Raw genomic sequence first — 19,245 nt, forward strand, 5'->3', positions numbered from 1 at the left:
TTATGCGCACCCAAGTTCCGCTCGAGGCGATCTCGCCGCTGATCGGATGCCATCACGAGAACCCGTTTGCCCTGCTGGGCCCGCACCAGGTGGAGGACAACGGGCGTAAAGCGTTAGCTGTCAGGGCTTTCCTGCCGGAGGCAAAGCAGGCTTGGGTGGTCGACGCGGCCCATGGAGAGGCGCGGCCGATGCGGCGGATCCACCCGGCGGGCCTGTACGAGGCGATTCATTCCACGGAAGATAGTGGTCTTAGCCAACTGGATGGCGCAAGTTACGCAATTCAGGTAATCGACAAGAACGGCGAGCGGACGACTATGCACGACCCTTACGCGTTTGAACCCCTGCTCGGCGATATCGACCTGCACCTGCTGGGGGAGGGCAAGCACTGGAGCAGCTACGAGCGGCTCGGCGCCCACCTCCGCACGATCGACGGTGTGACCGGCGTCAACTTCGCCGTCTGGGCCCCCAACGCGCAGGGCGTGAGCGTCGTGGGCGACTTCAACGGCTGGAACGCCAAGCTGAACCAGATGCGAAAGCACATCCCCTCGGGGGTGTGGGAGCTGTTTGTGCCCGGCCTCACTGACGGCACGCTCTACAAGTTCTCGGTCAAGCAGCAGAGCGGCCGGGTTGTGGAGAAGTGCGACCCGTACGCCTTCGCCGCCGAGGTGCCGCCCAAGACGGCCAACGTCGTCACGAATCTAGACAGCTACGAGTGGTCCGACAGCGAGTGGATGGGCGGGCGCGAGAAGCTCAACGGCTTCGACGCCCCGATCTCGATCTACGAGCTGCACCTGGGCAGCTGGCGCCGTGATCCAGCGGACCCCGACCGCTGGCTGAGCTACCGCGAGATCGCGCCGCAGCTGGTGGAGTACTGCCAGCAGATGGGCTTCACGCACGTGGAGCTGATGCCGGTCAGCGAGCACCCGTTCACCGGCAGCTGGGGTTACCAAACGGTCGGCTACTTCGCCGCCACCAGCCGTTACGGTTCCCCTCAGGACCTGATGTTCCTGATCGACGCCCTCCACCAGGGTGGCATCGGCGTGGTTATCGACTGGGTGCCGGCCCACTTCCCGAAGGACGATCACGGCCTGCGGATGTTCGACGGTTCGGCCCTGTACGAGCACTCCGACCCGCGTCAGGGAGAGCACCCCGACTGGGGCACGATGATCTTCAATTACGGCCGCAACGAGGTGAGCAACTTCCTCATCTCCAACGCGCTGTTCTGGTTGGACAAGTACCATATCGACGGCCTGAGGGTCGACGCCGTGGCCTCGATGCTGTACCTCGACTACAGCCGCGAGGACGGCGAGTGGATCCCCAACCGCTTCGGCGGGCGTGAGAACCTCGAGGCGATCGACTTCCTCAAGCGGTTCAACGAAGAGACCCACCTGCAGTACCCCGGTGTGCTGACGATCGCCGAAGAGTCCACCGCGTGGACCGGCGTCTCGCGGCCAACGTACGTGGGCGGTCTCGGGTTCAGCCTGAAGTGGAACATGGGCTGGATGAACGACACCCTGCGTTACTTCCACCACGAGAGCATCCACCGCAAGTACCACCACGACGAGCTGACCTTCAGCCTGATCTACGCGTTTACAGAGAACTTCTGCCTGCCGTTCAGCCACGATGAGGTGGTGCACGGCAAGGGCAGCATGCTGGACCAGATGCCGGGCGACATGTGGCAGAAGTTCGCCAACCTGCGGCTGCTGTACGGCTACATGTGGACCCACCCGGGCAAGAAGCTGCTGTTCATGGGCGGCGAGTTCGGGCAGTGGCACGAGTGGAACTACAACGAGTCGCTGCAGTGGCACCTGCTGCAGTGGGAGAGCCACGAGGGGCTGCAGAAGTACGTGTCGCACCTGAACCACCTGTACCGCAACGAGCCGGCCCTCCACGAGGTCGACTTCGAGAACGGCGGGTTCGAGTGGGTCGACTGCCACAACCACGAGGACAGCGTGCTGGCCTACCTGCGGAAGGCCAAGGACCCGAAGGACTACCTGCTGGTCTGCAGCAACTTCACGCCGGTCCCCCGGCAGGGCTACAAGCTCGGCGTGCCCGAGGCGGTCTGGTTTGAAGAGATCAGCAACAGCGACTCGACGTACTTCGGCGGGAGCGACGTGGGCAACGACGGCGGCATCCAGGCCGTGCCGATGGAGAGCCACGGCCGACCGGCGTCGCTGGAGATCTCGCTTCCGCCGCTCTCGACTGTGGTGCTGAAGCCGCGCCGCTAGGCCCAGTGGATGCCCGCGAGACGCCGTTCGGGCTACGCGCCCTCGGCGGCCTCGCGGTCCATGGGCGAGACGTCCGCGGTCCGCTTCCAGTCGGGTTCGACGCCGCCCAGCAGGTCCATCACCACCGCGCGGGTGGCGTCGCGGACGTGGTCCCGCTGCATGCTGAAGATGCCGGGCCAGACCTGCCACTCTGACAGGAATGCCTGACGCAGCTCGGATCGCGACTTCTCACGCTGCGAGACGCGGATCAGATAGGCGTGGTCTTGGCCGTTGTCCAGCGCTGCGCCGACCTCGTTGGGTCCCAGGCTGAACACCTCCTTCATGAAGTCCGGGCCGGCGCCCTCGATCGATCCCGGGTCGTCCAGTCGCAGGGCGTACATGCCGGTGGCCGACGCCCCGACCGGCTCGAGCCAAGCGAACATGTCCGACTCCGCGATGGTCAGCTCGCTGCGGTTGCCGAACAAGTCCTCGAGCGAGCGGCCGGCGTCGGTCGCCTCCTTGGCCAGCTCCTTGGCCTTGGCTAGCGCCAGCTCGGCCGCCTTCTCGTGCTTCCAGGCGGCGACCACCTCGTCGCGGATGTCGTCAAGCGTTGGCTCGCTCTCCTCCACCGCCTCGATCTTCATGACCAGGTAGAAGTTGCGGTCGGTGTCGTACGCGGAGTCGGGCTCATAGAGCTCCATTCCGCCGCGGCGGAACACCTGCACCGCCAGGGGCCGGGCCTGGTCGACCTGCTGGAAGTAGTACATCAGCTGCGGGTCTTCCATTTCCTGCATCTGGAAGAACGTGAGCAGCTCCGTTTCGCCAAATTGGAGGCCGTTGTCGGCTGCAAGCTTCTTGAAATCGACCAACGCCTCGGCGGGTTCGGGCGGCGTTTCGCCGGCCGCCTCGGCGTCGATTCGCTGCGTGAAGTAGACGTTGTAATCCCGTTTCAGCACGGCGAGCAGGTCATCGACCTTCTGCCGCTGGCTCTCCACCGCCTTGCGTTGGGCCAGTGTGTCGCGGATCTCTTCCGAGACCTCTTCCAGCGGCTGGTACTGAACCTCGGGCTCCTCCGACTCCGCGGCAGGCGCCGTGGGCGAGTCGTCCGCGGCTTGCTCGTCGGTCGGCGCCTCGTCGTCGCCGCCCGCCATGAACTCGTCGAGCACGTTGGCGTCGTCCGCTTCTTCCGTAGTGGCCGGTTCGGCCTCGGCTTCTACCTCGACAGTTTCTTCCGCAGCTGCATCATCTGCGGCGTCTTCTTCTTCCTGGAAGCTCGCCAGGCGGAACGGGCTCGCCTGTCCGACGACGCTCGATTGCTCGGGCGCGGGGGAAGTCGTTTCGTCGTTTTCAGCATCGGCGGCGGATTCTTCGACCGAGTCCGCGTCGGTGCTGTCGGCGTCGGCTTCGCTCGCAGGCGTCTCGCTGTCGGAACCCGAGTCTTCGCTGTCGGCGGGGTCTGCGGGTTCGTCCGGCGTATCGTCGACGGGCTCCACCTCCAGATCGTCCTCGGACATCAGGAGGTCACCGCCCAGCTTCACAAACTGGGTCTTGTTGGTCTCGTAGTACTCGGCGATCTCTTCTTCGGTCACCTCGTCCATCGCGGCCGCGAGGGCCTCCTCGTAGCTGGTACGCACGTACTGCAGCTTCGCCTTGGCCGGCTTGCGGAAGCCGGGCGTCGGGGAGGGCAGCTCTCGGTTGTCCACAATTTCCGGGGCGGCAATGACGTCGCGGTACTTCTCGAAGTACTCCTCAAGCTCGCTCTCGCTCGGGCTATCGACCTCGCTGACGAAACCGTCGACGTCGAGCGCCGCGGTTTCGACAACCACGCGGTCGTTCACCTTGAGCCAGTCGTTCCACCTTTGATCGGGGGTCACGGTCGCCTGCGTATAGGCGTAGCTGGACAGGTAGCTCTGCGCCAGCAGGGCCTCGCGGAGCAGATCGAACATGAACTCTGGGGTAGCCCGCGTGCGGCCCAGGTTGATGTTGCTGATCATCTCCCGCATGGCGTTGATGTCGACCCGGTCGCGTCCCAGGGCCATCAGGTAGTCGACTATGGTCTCGTCGCCGATCACCATGCCCGTCTTGCGGGCCGCATCGGCCAGGATCTTCTTCTGCAGGACATCGCGTTCAACGCCCTGTTCGTACTCGGTCGGCAGGCGGAGGGGCTGCACGCGGGTGGGCAGGTTAGCCGGAGCGCCGGCCAGCATCGCCTCGTAGGCGCCCATCTGCTCCACCTGACGTAGGAACGCGACGAGGATGTTGCGCTTGGAAACCAGCGAGCTGAGCTCGCCCTCGGTGAGCTTGCCGCCGTCCCAAGTGACCGCCACCTCGCCGCGGCGGCTGGCCGAGCCGCCGGTCTGGGCCGCGTTCATCCATTGCATCAGCGGGTCGGCGACCACGAACGCCATAATGCACAGCACGCCCAACAGGATGACTGCGAACTTGGAGTTCTTGCGGAAATAATCGAAGGAGGAATTGGCCATTTTCTGCTTTAGGGGTGAGCAATCGCGCTCTCCAGCGGCCGGGGGCACACTTGACAGCGTCTGCGGCGGGTTCCTATATCCTTGACAACCCGACCAATCGATTAGAAGCGGGCAATTCTATGGCAGATTGACGTAAATGCAATGGCAATCGGGAGTGTGGGCGACTCCCGCGGCCGAAATTCGACTAACAGCAGTTCACCCAGAGCGGTAGCACGTCCTACCATGACTCAGGGCGGCGACATCCAGGCCGCCCGCGGCCGCGTTGAGTCGCGCCGCTGAAGGACGCAGCGAGAAGTCAGGAAGCAATGGCCAAGAAGAAGGCGGCAAACGGGGCGAGCGGCAACGCGTTGGTGATCGTAGAATCGCCAGCCAAGGCCAAGACAATCGGCAAGTACCTCGGCAAGGGCTTCACGGTCGAGGCCTCGGTAGGCCATGTCCGCGACCTGCCGCAGGGCGCCAAGCAGATCCCTGCCAAGTACAAGGGGGAACCCTGGGCAAACCTGGGGGTCAACGTCGAGGACAACTTCACTCCGATCTACGTCACCTCGCCCGGCAAGTCGAAGCAGATCAAGCTGCTGAAAGACCAGCTGAAGAAGGCCGACACCCTCTACCTCGCGACGGACGAAGACCGCGAAGGGGAGGCCATCAGTTGGCACCTGCTGGAGCTCCTTAAGCCCAAGGTGCCGGTCCACCGCTTGGTGTTCCACGAGATCACCAAGGACGCCATCCAGGCCGCGCTCGCCACGCCCCGCGAGGTTGACGACGGCCTGGTCCGCGCCCAAGAGACCCGCCGCATCCTCGATCGGCTGTACGGCTACGAGGTCTCCCCCCTCTTGTGGCGGAAGGTCCGACCGAAGTTGTCCGCCGGCCGCGTCCAGAGTGTGGCGGTCCGCCTGATCGTCGAGCGGGAACGCGATCGTATGGCGTTCGTGTCCGCAACCTGGTGGGACCTGATCGGCACGTTCGCCAAAGAGGACGGCCAGAAGCTGGAAGCGGCGATCGTCTCGGTGGATGGGAAGAAGATCCCCAGCGGGTCCAACTTCGACCCGATGACGGGCAAGCTGAAGAAGCCGGACATGCTGCTGCTGGACGGCCCGGCGTCCGAAGCCTTGGCGGAGAAGCTCCGCACCGGTGAGTTCACCGTCACGAAGGTCGAGGAGAAGCCGTACACGACCAAGCCGTACGCGCCGTTCACCACCAGCACGCTCCAGCAGGAGGCGAACCGCAAGCTGGGGTTCACCGCCCGTCGCACCATGGGCGCCGCCCAGAGCCTGTACGAGAACGGCCACATCACCTACATGCGTACCGACTCGACCAACCTCGCGAAGGTGGCCGTCGAGGACGCCCGCAACCTGGTGGCGAGCGAGTACGGCGATTCCTTCCTGCCGGCCGAGCCCCGCACCTACAGCGGGAAGGTTAAGAACGCCCAGGAGGCACACGAGGCGATCCGCCCGGCCGGCCACCCGTTCCCGCTGTTGTCGGAGATGCGCAGCTCGCTTAATTCCGACGAATTCAAGATCTTCGAGCTGATCTGGAAGCGGACGGTCGCCAGCCAGATGGAGAACGCCCGCGGGCGGCGGATCGTGGTGACCATTGAGGGCGGCGGCTGCGTCTTTCAGGTGAGCGGCAAGACCATCGACTTTCCCGGTTACCTGCGGGCGTACGTGGAGGGGTCGGACGACCCGGACGCCGAGCTGGCCGACCAGGAGAAGGCCCTGCCGAGCGTGGTCGAGGGCGAGAAGCTGACCTGCGTTGAGATGCTCAACAAGGACCACACCACCCAGCCCCCCAGCCGGTACAGCGAGGCCGCGCTCACCAAGGCGCTGGAAGAGAAGGGCATCGGCCGGCCGTCAACCTACGCGTCGATTATCGACACCATCCAGGCACGCAATTACGTGTTCAAGAAGGGCGGGGCGCTGGTCCCGACCTGGGTCGCGTTCAGCGTGATCAAGCTGCTGGAGGACCACCTGGGCGGGTTGGTCGATTACCAGTTCACCGCCGAGATGGAGGACGACCTCGACGCGATTAGCCGTGGGGAGAAAGAGTACCTGGAGTACCTCAAGGGCTTCTACTTCGGGAACGGCAAGCCCGGCCTGAAGAAGCAGCTTGAGAACAAGATCGACGACATCGATCCCCGCACCATCAGCCGCATCAAGATCGGCGACGCCGAAGGCGACGAGGTGTTTGTGCGGGTGGGCAAGTTCTCGCCGTTCGTCGAGAAGGGCGAACGCACCGCGTCGCTCCCCGAGGAACTGCCGCCCGACGAGGTGAAGCTGGACTACGCGCTTGAGCTGCTCGCCCAGGCGGCCAAGGCGGACGAGCCGCTGGGAACCTGCCCGGAGACCGGTAAGCCGGTCTACCTCAAGACCGGCCGCTTCGGACCTTATGTCCAGCGTGGCACGATGGAGGACGACGAGAAGCCAAAGAACGCCTCGCTGCTCAAGGGGATGAGCGTCGACGACGTCGACTTCCCGACCGCCCTGAAGCTGCTCAGCCTGCCGCGGGAGCTCGGCGTTCACCCCAAGCTCGAGAATGTCATCACCGCCTACAACGGCCGATACGGACCGTACGTTAAGTGTGGCGATGAGACCCGCAGCCTGCCGGCCGACGTGTCGCCGCTGGACGTCACGGTCGAGCAGGCGATCGAACTGCTCAACCAGCCCAAGGCCCGTGGCCGCGGCCGTGGCGCGGCAAAGCCGCCGATCAAGGTGTTCGACGAATCGCCGGTCACCGGGACCAAGGTTCAGCTGCTGGAGGGCCGTTACGGCCCGTACGTCACCGACGGCGAGACCAACGCGTCGCTCCCCAAGGGCGCCGACCCGGAAGAGCTCGACTTCAACGAGGCCCTCAACCTGCTAGCGGCCCGAGCGGCCGCCGGAGGGTCGAAGAAAAAGAAGGCGCCCAAGAAGAAGGCCGCCAAGAAGAAAGCAGCGAAGAAAACGACCAAGAAGGCTGCTAAGAAGAAAGCGGCCAAGAAGGAGTAGCGTTAGTTTCGGGCGCGCGATCGGTGGCTCGTGTGGCGGCCGCTCTCCTACGGAAGCAGGGCCTGGCTCTCAGACCACTGCCCGTGGATGCTCACGTCCAGCTTGTCCCGGTTCTTGGGCGGCACGATCAGCGGGGGCGAGGTTACCCCTTCGGCCAGGTTGCCGAGCTTGCGCCCGTTGCCGCCTACCAGACGCAGCCGCCCCGTTGGGTTGCGGCTGAAGTCGACCAGCGGCTCCATCCCGACCGCGTCCGCCGTCTTGCGGTTCGTGTCGATCCAACCGCCGATCCAGGTCACGGAGGTCAGTGCGCTCGGGCACTGCTCCAGCACGAACGGCCCGCCGCTGTACCGCGCACAGGAGTAGCACGTGATATTGCCCGACCGCTTGAAGTAGCCCATCAGCCCGCAGCGGCGCCAGTGGGTGCGGACAAAAATCATCCGCGTGGTCTGGGGGCAGTCGAGGTCGATCCCCCGCTCGAGGTTCTGGAACACGCAGTCGACGAACGCGTAGTTGTCACAGCCGTTGTCGCCGTAGACGCCCAGTCCGTACTTGCCATTGTTCTCCCCTAGGCCTAGCCCGCCCAGCGGGTCAGCGATGCCGGCATCCGGCGCCCGTGTGCGGTGGTAGAAGCCGCAGTCAACAAAGGTGTGGTCCCCTGAGTTTCTCCCCTTGGCGTTCTGGTCCGTGACCAGGCAGCCAGGGGTCGTGCGGCAGAGGTTCACCCCCTTGAGCTCAATCGCCCGACAACCAACCATCTGAATCCCGGCTTCTCCCTCCGGCAGGTCGAAGCAGATGATGCAGGCCCGCCCCTTGTTGCCCGCCCACCACGCGCGGCCCCACCCGACCGGGTCCATCAGCGTCCGGGAGGGGCCCTCTAGCTTCAGTGAGTGGACCCCATCGAGCACGATCGGTTCCTTCACCACGTGGACGCCCGGGGCAAGCACCTTCGGTTTGCCCGACAGCGCCGACGCCACCCAGTCGGCGACCGTTTCGGCGTTTTCGCCCGCAGCGGCGGGGGAGGCAGAGATCAACAGCAGGAGCAGCGTCAGGCGCTTTGGCATGCTTTAGCGGCTTCGTTGGAATGCGGCGGGGCGGATGGCGCTAATAAAGGGTACGCCACCGATCCATCGGAAGTTCCGCAAATCACGACGATTCAGTCGTCGCTCTCCGCCACGGCGTAGGCCGTGGCGTGGCTGCGGCAGTGGCTGATGCTGAGGTGGATCCGCTGGATGCCGGACCGCTCCAGTGCGTCGCGGGCGCCCCCTTGAAGCCGCACCACCGGCGCGCCGGAGGGCTGCTTGAAGACCTCGATGTCCCGCCACGAGATGCCCCGCACCCAGCCGGTGCCGAGCGCCTTGAGCACCGCCTCCTTGGCCGCCCAGCGGCCCGCGTAGTGCTGCGTGGCCGCCTTCTGGGCGCTGCAGTAGCTGATCTCGTGCTCGGTGTAGACCCGGTTGATGAACAGCTCGCCGTGCCGCTCAATCATCTTGGCGATGCGGAGCGTCTCGATGATGTCCGTGCCGATGCCGACAATCATGGGGCACGCTGTTGGAAGACGCTGGGAGCTAGTTGTTGTTTGAAATCGGAGAACGCGCGAGTTGGCTGCGGAGAACTAGCGCCGAGCGCCCTCCAACTCCCAACTAACCCAGCGCCTGACCCAGGTCGGCAATCAGATCCTCGGCGTTCTCCAGCCCGCAGGCCAGGCGGATCATGTTGTCTGGGATGCCGAACTGCTTGCGCTCCTCCGGGGTCCGCTTGTAGTAGCTCATCACCAGCGGCTGCTCGATCAGCGACTCGGCGCCGCCCAGGCTGGGGGCGATGCGGAAGATCTTGGCCGCGTCGACCACGTCGGCCGTGGCCCGCCAGTCGGCGTCCTTCACCAGGAACGTGACCAGCCCGCCGAAGCCCCGCATCGTCTGCGCTGCCACCTCGTGGTCGCGGTGCGATTCCAGTCCGGGGTAGTACACCTTCTGCACCCGCGGGTGCTCCTCCAGGAACCGCGCCACGGCCAGGCCGTTCTCGTTGTGCCGCTGCATGCGGAGCTCGAAGGTTTTCAGGCCACGGTTCAGCAGGTAGATGTTCTGCGGGCCGTTGACGGCGCCCATCACGCCGCGGAGGTCGCGGATGCTGGCCATCTGCTGCTTCGACCCGCACACCACGCCGGCCAGCAGGTCGTTGTGGCCGCCCAGGTACTTTGTGGCCGAGTGCAGCACGTAGTCGACGCCCGCCTCGATCGGCCGCAGGTTGTACGGCGTGGCGAGCGTGGCGTCGATCATGGTCTCGACCTCGTGCTGGCGGCCGATCTCGGCGAACCGCTCCAGGTCCACGCAGCTCTGGTGCGGGTTGGTGGGCGACTCGCTGACCAGCAACCGCGTGCGCGGCGTGATGGTCGCCTCCAGGGCCTGGTAGTCGCCGGTCTTGACCTCGTGGGTCACCACGCCGAAGCGCGACAGGTGCTCCTTGCAGAACTGTCGGCTGCGGTGGTAGCACTCGTCGAAGAAGATGACCTCGTCGCCCTGGCTGAGCTTGGCCATCAGCAGCCCGACCAACGCCGCCATCCCGCTGGAGAACAGCACGGCCGACTCGGCGCCTTCCAGCGCGGCCAGCTTGGCCTCGACCACCTTCTCGCCGGGGTTGCCGTAGCGGCCGTACTCCTCGCGGGGCTGGTCCTGCTCGATGAAGTTTATGATCGACTGCGTGTCGGTGAACGTGTAGGTCGACGCGCAGAAGATGGGGTCTGTGATCGAGTCGCCCGGCTTCTGCCGGGCCTCGCCCGCGTGCACCGCGACGGTCGACGCGCCCGGCTGGGAGGTCAGCCCGGCCTGCGGTTGCTTGGCGGCTTCGGGATTGCTTTTTGCTTCTTGCACTTTGTTCTGGATCGCTTCCGTCGTAGCCATCGTTGGCGCGCCTCGCGCTGGTGAAGTGGGGGAGGCTGACGGCGCCAATACGAAACAAGCCGCCAACCTAGTTCAGGCTCGCGGCTTACTTGGCGTTCCACGGCGTCGATCAGACTACGCGCGGAAGAAACATTGCGTTGGAGTACGACCAGCCGAAGTCGATGATCATAGCTGGCTGGTGCGTTGGCTCTTTAGCAGTTTCGGCTGCAAGCGGCCACAAATCCCGAATTGCCATAAGCTTAGCTTATTCTAGGGGCTCCTTCAAGAGGCCGGCCAGCCGCCGCGCCGCCAATCAGCCGCCGCTAAGGCAAGGCCGGCACGCGGCAGCTCGAGTTTTGTCCCGTTCTGCGCTATCGATTCTTAGGGACAAAAGTCGGCCCGTACCGTCATCCGCCATTGCCGTAAGTTGTTTTTGAATAACGGCTTGCCGCGCCGCGTCTGGCCTGCGGGCGGCGACTTTTGTCCAAGGTGGTGCGCCCATAGGGACAAAAGTCGGCGATGCGAGATTGCGCGGAGCTCATCCTGACCGGCGACGCGGCGCAGCGCCTACCGAGCGGGTCCGGTTTCCAAAGAACGAGCGGACGGAATCCGCCGCATGCCACTATTGGAAGCGACCAGGTGGCCGGTTTCTACAACAAAGTCACCTTTGAGCCGGACTCGTTCTGTGGGTCAGGTCATCGACGGCATGCTGACGACCGGCGGCGCAGCAGCGGACCAGGCCACGCCGCCGTCGTGAGAACAGGATTGGACGGACGATCGTTAGTAGTCATTCCTTGAATTGAGACACGTTTGCTGAAAACCGATAGGCGAGTCGATAGATTTGTTGCATCTGCCGTTGATTGATCTGACGGCCGTCTCTCTCTTCGTTCGCATAAGAGTGATGCTGGGATCTCCGATGCACCGTCTCCTCTTCCCAATGCCAATCTTGGCAATCCTATTGGCAACCGCTGCTTGCGGCGGCTGCGCTACCCAGGTCGCCCAGGCAGCCGACGCCGCACCCGACGGCGCCCGCCACCGGGTGCTGGTCTCGACCGACATCGGCGGCACCGACCCGGACGACTTCCAGTCGATGGTCCACCTGCTGGTCTACGCGGACCTGTTCGAAATAGAGGGGCTGGTCGCCTCGCCCTACGGCCCTGGTCGGAAGCAGGACCTGCTGCGGGTGATCGACGCCTACGAACAGGACTACCCGTGCCTGGCCCGCCACTCCGAGCGTTACCCCACCGCCGACACGCTCCGCGCGGTCTGCAAGCAGGGCGCTACGGAGCTGCCGGGCGCCTCGGGGCTTGGCGAGCCGACCGAGGGCTCGCGGTGGATCATCGAGTCCGCCCGGCGGGACGACCCGCGTCCGCTGCACGTATTGGTGTGGGGCGGTCTGGAGGACCTGGCCCAGGCCCTGCATGACGCGCCGGACATCCTCCCCAAGCTGCGGGTCTACTTCATCGGCGGGCCCAACAAGAAGTGGAGCGTGAACGCGTACAACTACATCGAGCAGCGCCACCCCGAACTGTGGATGATCGAGGCCAACGCCACCTACCGCGGCTGGTTCACCGGCGGCGATCAGCAGGGCGAGTGGGACAACCGCCGGTTCGTCGCCAGTCACGTCGCCGGTCACGGCGCGTTGGGGGCGTTGTTCGTCGACGCCAAGGACGACCTCAAGATGGGCGACACGCCGTCGGTCGCTCGGCTGCTGCACGGCGTGCCGGACGACCCGGCCGCGCCGGGCTGGGGCGGCAGCTACGTGCGGATCTGGGATGGAAGGAAGACCGTTTTTCATGGGCTCCCCACCCGCGATGCCCAGTCCGAGGCGTTTGGCGTAACCGAGTTCGTGCTGCACACCCCGGACGGCTACCTGCCCGAGCACCACACGCAAATGACGTTCTCGGGCGGCCGGCCGCCGTCGCCGGGCGTGGTGGAGGAGGGGGGACTCCGCTTCCGCTTTTCGCCGCGCGACGCCAAGGTGTGGGACGTCAAGGTCCAGAGCGATCACGCCGCGCTCGACGGTCTGACCGCACAGTTTGAAGCGACGCCGGCGTCGGCAGCGCGGACCCGTAGCGTTTCGACGCGGCATCCCAACTGGTGGATCGACGACCCCGACCCGGCCCAGGCGGTCGGCGTGCACCCCGGCGCGAAGTCGGTGAGCCGCTGGCGGAAGGACTTTTTAGCCGACTTCGCCGAGCGTATGGACCGCTGCCGGCCCTAGTAGGTTTTCGACAACTTGACCGCTAGATTGTTGCTATGAGAAACCCAAACGCCGCGCTTCTAATCTTGTTTATGCTGACTGCCGGCGCCGGCGTTGGTCGGGCCGCCGACGCCAAGCAGCGACTGCTAGTGCTGACGGACATCGAGAACGAACCAGACGATGCGCAGTCGATGGTGCGGCTGCTGACCTACGCCAACCACTTCGATATCGAGGGGCTGGTCGCGACCACGTCGATCCACCAACACAGCAAGACCGCCCGCTGGCGGATCGAGGAGATCGTCGACGCCTACGCCAAGGTCCGTGACAACCTGCTGCTGCACGAGCCCGGCTACCCCACGGCGGAGCACCTGCGGTCGGTGATCCGCGAGGGCCTGCCCGACTACGGCATGAACGCGGTCGGGGAGGGGAAGGACTCGACCGGCTCGGATCTGCTGATCGAGGCCGCCGGCCGCGACGACCCACGCCCTCTGTGGGTTACGGTGTGGGGCGGCCCCAATGTGCTGGCGCAGGCGCTGTGGAAGGTTCGCGCCACCCGTTCGCCCGAGGAGCTGGCCCGGTTCGTCGCGAAGCTCCGCGTCTACACGATCTCCGATCAGGACAACAGCGGCCCCTGGATCCGCAAGACGTTCCCTGATCTGTTCTACGTCGCGAGCCCCGGCATGCACGCCGGCGGCGCCTACCACTACGCGACCTGGAGCGGCATCAGCGGCGATCGGTTCCACGGCCGGTTCACCGGGGCCGACTTCGAGCTGGTCAGCAACGAGTGGCTGGACAAGCACATCCGCAAACACCACGGCCCCCTAGGCGCCGAGCACCCCCACACCGAGTACCTGATGGAGGGCGACACGCCCAGCTTCCTGGGCCTGGTCAACAACGGGCTCAACACGCCCGAGCACCCCAACTGGGGCGGCTGGGGCGGGCGGTACGAGCACTACACGCCGCGGATGCAGAAGTGGTTCCAGGAGCCCGAGACCCGGCCCTTCTGGTCGGACACGGTGGACGAGGTGATGGGAGTCGACGGGCGATGGCACAGCGGCAACCACGCCACGATCTGGCGGTGGCGCCCGGCCTACCAGAACGACTTCGCCGCCCGCATCGACTGGACGACCAAGTCATTCGACCAGGCCAACCACCCGCCGGTGGTGAAGCTGGCCCACTCCGACCGACTGACGGCCCAGCCGCGGGGCCGGGTCGACCTGGACGCGACCGGGACCACCGACCCCGACGGCGACGACCTCGACTACCACTGGTTCTACTACGGCGAGGTGGGCACGCTCGCGACCTCCGACGGCCGAACCGGGCAGCCATTGGACATCAAGAACGCCAACAGCCCGCAGGCTTCATTCACCGTGCCCAGCGGCAGGGTGATGCCGCCGGGCACGGGCACGATGCACATCATCCTGGCGGTCACCGACCATGGCGCCCCGCCGCTGACCCGCTACCGGCGGGTTGTCGTTGATGTACAGGAGTAGCAGCTACCGGCTCTCCTCGTTCTCGAAGATCTCGCCGTCCTTGGTCGCCGCGTACTGGAACGCGATCTTGTTGTAGTAGAACGCGACCTCCTCGGTCGGGCGGTCGTCGGCGTCGCCGCTGCCGGCCACCTCGACAAAGTCGATCTCGGCCGTGCCGGGCGAGTTGCCGTTGATGGCGAACTGGGCCAGCGCCGTGGACATCGCGACCTCTTCGGTGGGCCGGTCGTCGGCGTCACCGCTGATGGACCAGCTCTTCACGAAGCAGCGGTCCAGCTTGTACTTGAGGTAGCACATCGGCTCGCCGGAGTCTCCCGCCTCGGTGTGGGCGAGGTCGATCGACGCGGAGTCCATCGACTTGCTGATGGTGCACTCCTGCAGCTCGCCGACCCCGATGTTGATGTCGGCGGTGCCGCCCTTCTCGCCGCTCTCCTTCATCTCACGCTCGACGCCGAACGAGAAGGAGTCGGCGATGAACCATTCGGTGTTGTCGTACGCCTCGGTCGGCGCGACATCGGCGGCGCCCAGGTCGGCGGCCATCAGCTGACGGGACTCCAGGGACTCAACACGCGACAGGCGGCGTTGGCGGGACATGGTTCTGACTCCGGTAAGGTGGGGTGAGGTGGAGGGGGCCGTCCTGCGGATCGCTGCGGGCGGCATGTTGCATGCTGGTCTATCACCGGCGGCGGCCGCGGCCCGCCACACGCTCCCCAGATTCTCTTGACCCGCCGCGGCCGTCCTGCGAACGTCGCCGGGCGACTCTAACGACGCTAGCACGCCTGCCTCTAGGCCCGACCCCGCCCCGGCCGATGTTCGGAACCATGACGATGCGCACCCCCTACGCCTGGTTGACGCTGCTGGCCGTGTTGGCGGCCGGGTGTCGTTCTCCGTACTACGCGGATCGCGGCGCGGCCGCGGGCAGCCTGGCGGGCGCCGGCATCGGCGCCCTGGTGGGCAGCCAGACCGGCGACGCCGGCGCAGGGGCGGTGATTGGCGCCGGCATCGGAGCGTTGACTGGCGGCGCCGTCGGCGGCGAGATGGACCGCCTGGCTGCGGAAAACCGGGCGGCGATCGCCACCCAGATGGGACGCCAGGTATCGGCCGGCGCGGCGACCGTCGACGAGGTGATCGCGATGAGCAAGTCGGGCGTCGACCCGCGGCTGATCACGCAGTACGTTCAGACCTCCGGCGTGGCCCACCCACTGACCGCCAACGAGGTGGTGCTGCTGTCTCAAAATGGGGTGCCCACCGAGGCGATCCAGGCCATGATGAACCCGCCGGCCCAGCCGGCCGTGGCCCAGGCGTCGGCCGCCCAACCGGTGATAATCGAGGAACACCATTACGGAGCGCCGGTGTTTTATCCCCCACCGCGGCACTTCCACCACTACCACCGGCGTGCCTGCGGCCCCCGCGTAGGGTGGTCGGTCAGCGTCGGGCATTGATTGCCGTCGCCCGCCTGCCCCGCGGATTGGATTTGACGTAACTGTCGAACTATAGTGGGGTTAGGCCTTCTGGGGTGTCCCCGAGGCCACGTTCTGAGAGGGCGCAGCCGCGCCCACTCGCATACTCGGCCGCGCGGGTGACGCGCGGTCTTAGGACCGTGAACAGGGTGATGCTCCGTATGGCCGTTGTTGTCCGCCACCTCCCGTTGGCGATGTTGATCGCTGTGTCCCTGCTCGCCGGGGCAGCCTCCGCGGCCATGCCCGAACTTGTGGGCTTCGTCGACCTGCTCGTAAAGCCCGACGCCGCCCGGCAACTCGGCCTCAGCCCGGAGCAGAGCCAGCAGCTCACAGCGCTCGCCGACCAGCGCGAGCTGGACGGCATCGACGCCGCGATGAAGGCCAGCCGGCTGCCGGCCGAAGAGCAGAAAACCGTCCTGGCGCCGTTCCGGCTGGAGTCCGAGCGGAAGGCCCTCGCCATCCTCAATGACGACCAGCAGGCCAAGCTGACTGCGCTGCTTCAAGAGAACCCCAGCCCGCATTACGACGCCGTGGCCCACGTGCTGGGCGAGGTGGAGTCGATGCAGCAACCGCCCGCCCAGGCGCAGGCCGAATCGCCGACCGCCGACCCCGCCGCGCCGGCTGCCCCGCAAGATGCCCCCACGACCTCTCGCCGGGACGACGCGCCGCCAGCGCGGGCCGAAGCCCCTCGCGAGGCGTCGCCAGCCGACCAATCGGCGACCCGCGACGGCGATGGGCGGCTGTCGTTCAACTTCCGCTTCCAGCCGTGGGAGGACGTGCTCGATTGGTTCGCCGATCAGGCGGACCTGTCGCTGGTGCTCGACGCCCCGCCGAGCGGCACGTTCAACTACCGCGACAACCGCCGCTACACGGTCGGCGAGGCGATGGACGTCATTAACAACGTGCTGCAGACCAAGGGCTACACGCTGGTCCGCAAGGACCGGATGCTGCTGCTGATCAACCTGGAGGACGAGATCCCGCCCAACCTGGTGACCGACGTGTCGGTCGACGAGCTCGACGAGCACGGCTCGCACGAGCTGGTGCGGGTGCTGTTCAACGTCCGCAGCATGCCGTCGGGCGACCTGGCCGAGGAGCTCAACGCGATGGTCGGGCCGCAGGGCAAGATCATCGTGCTCACCAAGGCCAACATGATCCAGGTCACCGAGACCGTGGGCCGCATCAAGGCGATCCGCCGTGTGATCGAGTCGATCGACGGCCCCGGCGACGGCGACATCCGCGAGCTGGCCCTGCAGTATGTGATGGTGGACGAGGCCCTGCCGATCATCCGCCAGATGCTCGGCATCCCCAGCGACGCGCTGGCCACCCCCGCGGGCACGCTGCAGCTGGCGGTCGACCCGCTGGGCGGCAAGATCTTCGCCCGCGGCGACGCCGAGGAGATCGCCCGGGTCGAGGAGGTGCTGCGGCTGGTCGACAAGCAGGACGCCGCCGCCGGCGCCGGCTCGGTCGAGACGCCGCAGCTCGAGGTGTACTCGACCGGCGGCATCGACAGCGAGCTGGTGCTGAAAGTGCTGCAGACGCTGCTGGCCGACGCCCCCGGCGCCCGCATCGCGGCCGACGCCGCCACCGGCAACCTGGTGGCCCTGGCCCGCCCATCGGACCACGCCACGATCCGCGCCACGCTCAACCAGATGCAGCAGGACGTGCGGCAGGTGGAGGTGATCGCGCTGGACCGCGTCGAGCCGACGCTCGCCAAGCTGGCCGTCGACAAGCTGTTCAACACCGGCACCGCCGAGAAGCCCGACCCCAAGGCGCCGATCGTCGAGGCCGACCTCAACTCCTACAGCCTCATCGTCCGCGCGACGCCGCCCCAGATCCGCGAGATCAAGAGCCTGCTCAGCCAGCTCGGCTCCAGCGGCGGCGGTGCGCTCGCCAGCGGGTCGGGCGGCAACATCCGCATGGTGCCGCTGACCGGCTCCGCCGCCCGCGGCGCCCTGGCCCAGGTCCAGCAGGTCTGGCCCGCGCTCCGCAGCAACAAGATCCGCATCGTGACCCCGTCGGCCGACTCCGACATCCGCGAGTACCGCCCCAGCGGCGCCGAGGAAGCCCAGCCCAACCAGCCAACAGCACCAGCCATTGGCGATCCCCGGCTGGACGAATTCTACCGCTGGCTCGACCAGGGCGGCGATGAAGAACCGGCCGCGGCGCAGCCGGAGCCGACGCCGCGCGACCCGAGCGCCTCGCACGCCCGCACGTCGCCGTTCCGATTCGCCGCCGAGCAGCAGCCGCTGCCGACCGGCCCGACACAAGAATTCAAGACCGCCTCGGGCGCGACGATTGTCGTCGCGGAAGGGCCGGGCGGGCTGCTCCTCGCCAGCGAGGACACCGAGGCGCTGGACGAGTTTGAGGACCTGCTCCGCTCGGCCGCCGGGCCGACAAGCGGGGGGCGGCAGTTCGCCGTGTTCTACCTGAAGTACGCCGAGGCTAGCTCCGCCAGCGAGATCCTGGGCGCCATCTTCGGCGCCTCGGGCGGCGGGGGCAGCCTGATGGGCGACATCGCCGGCGGCATGATGGACGAGATGGGCGCCGGCATGATGGGCGACCTGCTCGGCCTCGGCGGGCTGGGCGGCAGCTCCGCTGGGTTCAGCTCCGGCGCGGTCGATATCGTGCCCGACCTGCGGCTCAACGCGCTAATTGTCTACGCGAATCCCCAGGACCTCGACATGGTCGAGCAGCTCCTGAAAATCGTCGACCAGCGGACCGGCCCGGCCTCGGTCGAGGCGGGCGGCCGCGCTCGGATGATCATGGTTGAGAATTCGTCGGCCGCGGCCGTGGCTGAAGTCGTCAAGCAGGTGTACTCCGACCGGCTGCAGGGCGGCGGTGGCGGCGGGGGCGACCAGCCCAACCCGCGGGACTTGATGCGGATGCTCCAACGCGGCGGACGCGGCGGTGGTGGGGGCGGCGGCGGTGGGATCGACCAGGAGCCGTCTAAGATGTCGATCGGCGTTGACACCCGCAGCAACGCTCTTATCGTCCGAGCGCCGGACCCGCTGTTCGAAGAGGTTGCGCAGCTCGTCCGGCAGCTCGACGCCGAGGGGCTCGAGACCCCGCAGTCGACCCGCGTGGTTTCGCTGCAGCACACCAACGCCGAAGCGGTGAAGGACGCGCTGGAGTCGCTTCTGGGCGCCCAGGCCGTGACCTCCAGCACCACCAACCAACCCAACGCCGGCGACAACAACCGCAACCGCGGCAACAACCAGAACAACGCCGACGAGGTGCGCCGCCGCATGGAGTTCTTCCGCAACCTGCAGCGTGCCCGCGAGGGCGGCGGTGGACGTGGAGGACGGGGTGGCGGCGGCGGTGGCCGAGGTGGCGGTGGCGGCCGCGGTCGCTAGCCGGGCGGCAGCCGGAACTGGCAGCCCAACTGCTCCGACACGTGGGCTGACTTAGGTAGTCGCGCCCTAGGCATGCGACGCTCCGCCTTCCTCCCCGCGGACGGCGGCGAGAGAGGGGCGATGATTCGAAGGCAATTCAGCCGCGCCTCCGCATTGCCTGAAACGCTCTTAGGGGCGGCCGTCCGGGCG

At 66.5% G+C, this 19,245-nt stretch carries 11 protein-coding genes; 6 read left to right on the plus strand and 5 right to left on the minus strand.

Annotated features, from left to right (window positions below):
- Positions 1-2 precede the first annotated feature (2 nt).
- Positions 3-2,228, plus strand: coding sequence for a 1,4-alpha-glucan branching protein GlgB (gene glgB, locus KOR34_RS05930; RefSeq protein WP_146563068.1), 2,226 nt, complete (start codon positions 3-5; stop codon positions 2,226-2,228).
- 32 nt (positions 2,229-2,260) lie between these two features.
- On the opposite strand, the gene KOR34_RS05935 is transcribed toward glgB, so the two are convergent.
- The gene (locus tag KOR34_RS05935) at positions 2,261-4,690 is read right to left on the minus strand and encodes a hypothetical protein (protein WP_146563070.1); all 2,430 of its coding nucleotides are present in this window, start codon (positions 4,688-4,690) and stop codon (positions 2,261-2,263) included.
- Between the two features lie 305 nt (positions 4,691-4,995).
- Here KOR34_RS05935 and topA point away from each other — a divergent pair, with 305 nt between their 5' ends.
- Entirely contained in the window at positions 4,996-7,674 is a 2,679-nt protein-coding gene (gene topA / locus KOR34_RS05940; protein ID WP_146563072.1) for a type I DNA topoisomerase, read from the plus strand.
- Positions 7,675-7,721: 47 nt separating this feature from the next.
- On the opposite strand, the gene KOR34_RS05945 is transcribed toward topA, so the two are convergent.
- The 3 genes from KOR34_RS05945 to KOR34_RS05955 all read right to left on the minus strand — a co-directional run bounded on the left by KOR34_RS05945 (position 7,722) and on the right by KOR34_RS05955 (position 10,571).
- A complete protein-coding gene (locus KOR34_RS05945; RefSeq protein ID WP_146563074.1) occupies positions 7,722-8,735 on the minus strand; it encodes a hypothetical protein in 1,014 nt (337 codons plus the stop codon).
- 92 nt (positions 8,736-8,827) lie between these two features.
- Complete coding sequence (gene acpS, locus KOR34_RS05950) at positions 8,828-9,211, minus strand: holo-ACP synthase (protein ID WP_146563076.1); 384 nt, start codon at positions 9,209-9,211, stop codon at positions 8,828-8,830.
- Between the two features lie 103 nt (positions 9,212-9,314).
- Positions 9,315-10,571 carry a trans-sulfuration enzyme family protein gene (locus tag KOR34_RS05955; RefSeq protein ID WP_146563078.1) on the minus strand — a complete coding sequence of 419 codons (1,257 nt, stop codon included), beginning with the start codon at positions 10,569-10,571 and terminating at the stop codon, positions 9,315-9,317.
- 916 nt (positions 10,572-11,487) lie between these two features.
- Between KOR34_RS05955 and KOR34_RS05960 the strand changes: the two genes are divergently transcribed.
- Together KOR34_RS05960 and KOR34_RS05965 are read left to right on the plus strand one after the other, a co-directional pair.
- Positions 11,488-12,774, plus strand: coding sequence for a DUF1593 domain-containing protein (locus tag KOR34_RS05960; protein WP_146563079.1), 1,287 nt, complete (start codon positions 11,488-11,490; stop codon positions 12,772-12,774).
- Between the two features lie 35 nt (positions 12,775-12,809).
- Positions 12,810-14,246, plus strand: a complete 1,437-nt coding sequence (locus tag KOR34_RS05965) for a DUF1593 domain-containing protein (protein WP_146563082.1) — start codon at positions 12,810-12,812, stop codon at positions 14,244-14,246.
- A 3-nt stretch (positions 14,247-14,249) separates the two neighbouring features.
- Here KOR34_RS05965 and KOR34_RS05970 read toward each other — a convergent pair whose 3' ends face one another.
- Positions 14,250-14,837, minus strand: a complete 588-nt coding sequence (locus tag KOR34_RS05970; RefSeq protein ID WP_146563084.1) for a type VI secretion system tube protein Hcp — start codon at positions 14,835-14,837, stop codon at positions 14,250-14,252.
- 227 nt (positions 14,838-15,064) lie between these two features.
- On the opposite strand from KOR34_RS05970, the gene KOR34_RS05975 reads away from it, so the two are divergent.
- Both KOR34_RS05975 and KOR34_RS05980 read left to right on the plus strand, forming a co-directional pair.
- Positions 15,065-15,685: a glycine zipper domain-containing protein gene (locus tag KOR34_RS05975; RefSeq protein WP_197531183.1), complete on the plus strand. Its 621-nt coding sequence runs from the start codon at positions 15,065-15,067 to the stop codon at positions 15,683-15,685.
- Between the two features lie 257 nt (positions 15,686-15,942).
- On the plus strand, positions 15,943-19,056 hold the full coding sequence (locus KOR34_RS05980; protein ID WP_197531184.1) for a secretin N-terminal domain-containing protein: 3,114 nt from the start codon (positions 15,943-15,945) through the stop codon (positions 19,054-19,056).
- Positions 19,057-19,245: the final 189 nt, after the last annotated feature.

It is taken from the genome of Posidoniimonas corsicana (assembly GCF_007859765.1).
Lineage (GTDB): Bacteria > Planctomycetota > Planctomycetia > Pirellulales > Lacipirellulaceae > Posidoniimonas > Posidoniimonas corsicana.

What these genes read in the sequence shown, in the direction of transcription:
- glgB (WP_146563068.1), top strand. Translation starts at nt 3, where the DNA reads ATGCGCACCCAAGTTCCGCTCGAGGCGATCTCGCCGCTGATCGGATGC.
- KOR34_RS05935 (WP_146563070.1), bottom strand. Translation starts at nt 4,690, where the DNA reads ATGGCCAATTCCTCCTTCGATTATTTCCGCAAGAACTCCAAGTTCGCA.
- topA (WP_146563072.1), top strand. Translation starts at nt 4,996, where the DNA reads ATGGCCAAGAAGAAGGCGGCAAACGGGGCGAGCGGCAACGCGTTGGTG.
- KOR34_RS05945 (WP_146563074.1), bottom strand. Translation starts at nt 8,735, where the DNA reads ATGCCAAAGCGCCTGACGCTGCTCCTGCTGTTGATCTCTGCCTCCCCC.
- acpS (WP_146563076.1), bottom strand. Translation starts at nt 9,211, where the DNA reads ATGATTGTCGGCATCGGCACGGACATCATCGAGACGCTCCGCATCGCC.
- KOR34_RS05955 (WP_146563078.1), bottom strand. Translation starts at nt 10,571, where the DNA reads ATGGCTACGACGGAAGCGATCCAGAACAAAGTGCAAGAAGCAAAAAGC.
- KOR34_RS05960 (WP_146563079.1), top strand. Translation starts at nt 11,488, where the DNA reads ATGCCAATCTTGGCAATCCTATTGGCAACCGCTGCTTGCGGCGGCTGC.
- KOR34_RS05965 (WP_146563082.1), top strand. Translation starts at nt 12,810, where the DNA reads ATGAGAAACCCAAACGCCGCGCTTCTAATCTTGTTTATGCTGACTGCC.
- KOR34_RS05970 (WP_146563084.1), bottom strand. Translation starts at nt 14,837, where the DNA reads ATGTCCCGCCAACGCCGCCTGTCGCGTGTTGAGTCCCTGGAGTCCCGT.
- KOR34_RS05975 (WP_197531183.1), top strand. Translation starts at nt 15,065, where the DNA reads ATGACGATGCGCACCCCCTACGCCTGGTTGACGCTGCTGGCCGTGTTG.
- KOR34_RS05980 (WP_197531184.1), top strand. Translation starts at nt 15,943, where the DNA reads ATGCCCGAACTTGTGGGCTTCGTCGACCTGCTCGTAAAGCCCGACGCC.